The sequence below is a fragment of the Pseudomonas sp. CM27 genome, from assembly GCF_013179515.1.
Lineage (GTDB): Bacteria > Pseudomonadota > Gammaproteobacteria > Pseudomonadales > Pseudomonadaceae > Aquipseudomonas.
Genome location: NZ_JABMCN010000033.1, coordinates 24,696 through 30,575, shown reverse-complemented (window position 1 = coordinate 30,575; position 5,880 = coordinate 24,696). Strand labels below are relative to the sequence as shown.

At 66.5% G+C, this 5,880-nt stretch carries 1 protein-coding gene; it reads left to right on the top strand.

Annotation, left to right across the window (positions count from 1 at the left end):
- Positions 1-5,880: Ig-like domain-containing protein (locus HP547_RS06405; RefSeq protein ID WP_256676272.1), on the top strand; the 5,880-nt coding region annotated here is incomplete at both ends.

Here is a 5,880-nt window from a genome sequence, read left to right as displayed (position 1 = left end):
GCGTGGTCGGTGCCAACGGCACCTTCCTGATTGACCTCGAGCCGGCCGCCCAACCCGGCGACCAACTGAGCCTGGTACAGACCGACCCAAGCGGCAATGCGTCTGTGGCCGTCGAATACGATGTGCCTTTAACCACTGCACCAGACAGCCCAAGCAACCTGACCATTGATGCCGACGGCACCACCCTGACCGGTACCGCACCGGCTGGCACCCGCGTCGAAGTCCACGATGCCAACGGCACCCTGATCGGCAGCGCCATCGCCAACGCTGATGGCAGCTTCATCATCGAACTCAACCCAGCTCAAGCCAATGGCGAACTGCTGGATGTGGTCGCGATCGATGACAGCGGTCTTTCCTCGCTGCCGGCCCAGGTCACCGCTCCGGACATCACTGCCCCTGCTGCACCAACCGAACTCGCTGTGAGCGCTGACGGTACCGTGCTTACAGGTCGCGCCGAACCCGGCAGCACCGTACGCATCGTAGCGGCCGATGGCACCGAGATCGGCACTGCCGTCGTAGGTGCAACGGGTGTGTTCAGCATCACCCTTGACCCACCGCAGGTAGATGGCGAAGTACTGCAAGCTACCGCCTCCGATGCCGCAGGCAATACTTCAGAAGCCAGTTCGGTCACTGCACCGGACATCGACGGCGGCGATACCACGCCACCTGAGGCGCCTGTCGATCTGGTAATCGGCCTGGCCGGCAGCCAGCTCAGCGGTCGCGGCGAAGCCGGCACCACCGTTCAAGTGCGTGACGCCGAAGGCAATGTCCTGGCCACTGGCATCGTGGGTGCCGATGGGACCTTTTTGCTGACCCTGGACCCTGCCGTCGTGGACGGCAGCACGCTGCAAGTTACCCTGACCGACGCTGCTGGCAATATTTCTCAGCCGGGCTCCGTGACCTCGGCGGACCTGCTACCGCCTGCTCAACCAACCGAACTGGCCCTGGCCGATGGCGTGACCTTCACCGGTCGCGGCGAGCCGGGCGCTACCGTGCAGGTGCGTGATGCCGCCGGCACTATCATCGGCAGTGGCGTGGTCAATGAAGACGGCTCATTCAGCCTGACCCTCTCTCCTGCCCAGGCCAATGGCGAAGCGCTGGACGTACGCCTGACGGATGCCAGTGGCAACACTTCGGCGCCGTTGCAATTCGATGCACCGGACATCACCCCTCCCGAGGCGGTGAGCAATATTGTCGTCGGTGCCGGTGGCCTGGCCCTGAGCGGGCGCGGTGAACCAGGTGCCACCGTCGAAGTACGCGATGCCAGCGGCAGCGTGATCGGCACTGCCGTGGTCGGTGCCAACGGCACCTTCCTGATCGACCTCGATCCGGCCGCCCAACCCGGCGACCAACTGAGCCTGGTGCAGACCGATCCAAGCGGCAATGCGTCCGTGGCAGTCGAGTACGATGTGCCGCTGACCACCGCTCCGGACAGCCCGAGCAACCTGGCCATCGATGCCGACGGCACCACCCTCACCGGTAGCGCACCGGCTGGCAGCCGCGTGGAAGTGCATGATGCCGACGGCACCCTGATCGGCACTGCCATCGCCAATGCCGATGGCAGCTTCACCATCGAACTCAACCCAGCTCAAGCCAATGGTGAACTGCTGGATGTGGTCGCGATCGATGACAGCGGTCTTTCCTCGCTGCCTGCCCAGGTCACCGCTCCGGACATCACTGCCCCTGCTGCACCGACCGAACTCGCTGTGAGCGCTGACGGTACCGTGCTTACAGGCCGCGCCGAACCCGGCAGCACCGTCCGCATCGTGGCCGCCGATGGCACCGAGATCGGCACTGCCGTCGTGGGTGCAACGGGTGTGTTCAGCATCACCCTTGACCCGCCGCAAGTGGACGGCGAAGTGCTGCAAGCTACTGCCTCCGATGCCGCCGGCAACACCTCTGTCGCCAGCTCGGTCACCGCGCCGGATATCGACAGCGGCGACACCACGCCACCTGAGGCGCCTGTCGATCTGGTGATCGGCCTGGCCGGCAGCCAACTCAGCGGTCGCGGCGAAGCCGGCAGCACCGTGCAAGTGCGTGACGCCGAGGGCAATATCATCGCCACCGGCACTGTCGGCGCCGACGGCACCTTCGTCATCGCCTTGGCCCCTGCCGTAATTGACGGCAGCACCCTGCAAGTTACCCTGACCGACGCTGCTGGCAATATTTCGCAGCCGGGCTCCGTGGCTTCCGCCGATCTGCTGCCGCCGGCTCAACCAACCGAACTGGCCCTGGCCGATGGCGTGACCTTCACCGGTCGCGGCGAGCCGGGCGCTACCGTGCAGGTGCGCGATGCCGCCGGCACCCTCATCGGGACTGGTGTAGTGGGTGCGGACGGGCTCTTCAGTGTCACATTGGCGCCCGCCCAGGCCAACGGTGAAGCACTGGACGTGCGCCTGGTGGATGCCGCCGGCAACACCTCGGCACCGCTGCAATTCGATGCACCGGACATTACCCCGCCCGAGGCGGTGAGCAATATCGTGGTCGGCGCCGGAGGCCTGGCCCTGAGCGGCCGCGGTGAACCGGGTGCCACCGTCGAAGTACGTGACGCCAGCGGCAGCGTGATCGGCACTGGCGTGGTCGGTGCCAACGGCACCTTCCTGATCGACCTCGACCCGGCCGCCCAACCCGGCGACCAACTGAGTCTGGTGCAGACCGACCCAAGCGGCAATGCGTCCGTGGCCGTCGAGTACGATGTGCCGCTGACCACCGCTCCGGACAGCCCGAGCAACCTGGCCATTGATGCCGACGGCACTACCCTGACCGGTACTGCACCGGCTGGCAGCCGCGTCGAAGTGCATGATGCAAATGGCACCCTGATCGGCAGTGCCATCGCCAATGCCGATGGCAGCTTCAGCATCGAACTCAACCCCGCCCAGGCCAATGGCGAACTGCTGGATGTGGTCGCGATCGATGACAGCGGTCTTTCCTCGCTGCCTGCCCAGGTCACCGCTCCGGACATCACTGCCCCTGCTGCACCGACCGAACTGGCCGTCAGCGCCGATGGCAGCGTCATCACCGGCCGCGCCGAGCCAGGCAGCACCGTGCGCATCGTGGCCGCCGATGGCACCGAACTGGGCACTGCCGTAGTCGGGCCGACCGGCGTATTCAGCATTGCCCTGGAACCCGCACAAGTCGACGGAGAGGTGCTGCAAGCGACCGCAACCGATGCCGCCGGCAACACCTCGGCGACCAGCGCAGTTACCGCGCCGGACATCGACGGGGTTGATACCACACCACCGGCAGCGCCGACTGATCTGGTAGTCGGCCTGGCCGGCAGCCAACTCAGCGGCCGCGGCGAAGCCGGCAGCACCGTGCAGGTCCGTGACGCCGAGGGCAATATCATCGCCACCGGCACTGTCGGCGCCGACGGCACCTTCATCATCGCCTTGGCCCCTGCCGTAATTGACGGCAGCACCCTGCAAGTCACCCTGACCGATGCGGCGGGTAATATTTCGCAGCCGGGCTCGGTAACCTCGGCTGACTTGTTGCCCCCTGCCCAACCAACCGAACTGGCCCTGGCCGACGGCGTGACCTTCACCGGTAGCGGCGAGCCGGGCGCTACCGTGCAAGTGCGTGATGCAGCCGGCACTATCATCGGCAGTGGCGTGGTCAACGAAGACGGCACATTCAGCCTGAATCTGTCCCCTGCCCAGGCCAACGGCGAAGCTTTGGACGTACGCCTGGTGGATGCCGCCGGCAACACCTCGGCACCGCTGCAATACAACGCCCCGGATATCACCCCACCGAATGCCGTCAGCGATATCCTGGTAGGCCAGGGCGGCACGGCCCTGAGTGGCCGCGGCGAAGCCGGCGCCACCGTGGAAGTGCGTGATACCGATGGCAACCTGCTGGGCCGTGGCGTGGTCACCGCCAATGGCACTTTCCTGATCAGCCTGGATCCGGCCGCACAACCTGGCGAGCAGCTGAGCCTGGTTCAGGTCGACCCAAGCGGTAACGCTTCGCTCGCCTTCGAATACGAAGTGCCGCTCACTGCCGCCCCGGTCAGCCCGAGCGGTCTGGTCATTGATGCCGATGGCACCACCCTCAACGGGACTGCCCCTGCGGGCAGCCGCGTCGAGGTGCACGATGCCGGCGGTGCACTGATCGGCACCGCCACGGCCAATGCCGATGGCAGCTTCAGCATCGAGCTCAACCCTGCTCAAGCCAACGGCGAACTGCTGAATGTGGTGGCGATCGATGTCGACGATGTGTCTTCGTTGCCGACGCAGATCAACGCTCCCGATATCACCGCACCGGCCGCCCCAAGCGATCTGGCCGTCAGCGCTGATGGCAGCGTCATCACCGGCCGCGCCGAACCGGGCAGCACCCTACGTGTTGTGGCCGCTGATGGCACCGAGCTGGGCACGGTGGTGGTCGGCCCTACCGGCGTATTCAGCATTGCCCTGGAACCCGCCCAGATCGACGGCGAGGTGCTGCAAGCGACCGCAACCGATGCCGCCGGCAACACCTCGGCGACCAGCGCAGTCACTGCGCCGGATATCGATGGGGTCGATATCACGCCACCGGCAGCGCCGACTGACCTGGTAGTCGGCCTGGCCGGCAGCCAGCTGGCCGGTCGCGGCGAGCCCGGTGCCACCGTGCAGGTTGTGGATGCCGCAGGCAATGTACTGGCCACCGGCACCGTTGCGGCGGACGGCAGCTTCACCATCACCCTGGACCCTGCCGTGAATGACGGCAGCGCGTTGCAAGTGACCCTGGCCGATGCCGCCGGCAACGTGTCGCCACCCGCTTCGGTCAATTCCCCGGACCTGCAGGCCCCTGCGCAGCCCATCGAGCTGGCCCTGATCAACGGCGTCACCTTCACCGGGCGCGGTGAACCCGGTGCCACCGTGCAAGTGCGCGATGCCGCCGGCACCGTGATCGGTACCGGCCTGGTCGGCGCCGACGGCCTGTTCAGCCTTTCCCTTTCGCCTGCCCAGGCCAACGGTGAAGCACTGGACGTGCGCCTGGTGGATGCCGCCGGCAACACCTCGGCGCCGTTGCAATTCGATGCACCGGACATCACACCGCCCGAGGCGGTAAGCGACATCATCGTAGGCGCCGGTGGCCTCGCCCTGAGCGGCCGTGGCGAACCAGGTGCGACCGTCGAAGTGCGCGATGCCAGTGGCAGCGTGATCAGCACCGGTGTGGTGGCGGCCAACGGCACCTTCCTCGTCGACCTCGATCCGGCAGTCCAGCCGGGTGAGCAACTGAGCCTGGTGCAGAGCGACCCAAGCGGTAACGCCTCGCAGGCACTGCAGTTCGAAGTGCCGGCCACTACCGCCCCAGCCAGCCCAAGCGATCTGGTCTTCGCCGAAGATGGCAGCAGCATCAGCGGTACTGCACCTGCCGGCACCCGCGTGGAAGTACATGATGCCAATGGCACACTGCTCGGCAGCGTGGTCGCAGGTGCCGATGGAAGCTTCACCGTGGCACTTGACCCGATTCAGGCCAATGGTGAACTGCTGGACGTGGTGGCCATCGATGATGCGGGAGTTTCGTCCCTGCCAACATCGATCAGCGCACCGGACATCACCGCACCCGTCGCCCCGAGCGAACTGCTGATCAATGGCGACGGTACCGTCGTCACCGGCCGCGCCGAAGCCGGCAGCACCGTGCGTGTGCTGGCCGCCGACGGCACCACCGTGCTGGGCACCGTAGTAGTCGGCGCCACCGGCAGCTTCAGCATCACCCTCGACCCGCCACAAGTGAACGGCGAGCAGCTGCAAGTCACTGCCACCGACGTTGTCGGCAATGCCTCCACCGCTGGCAATGTCACCGCACCGGACATCGACGGCGGCGACACCACGCCGCCAGAGGCCCCGACCAATTTGGTCATCGGCCTGGCCGGTGGCCAGCTGAACGGCCGTGGCGAGG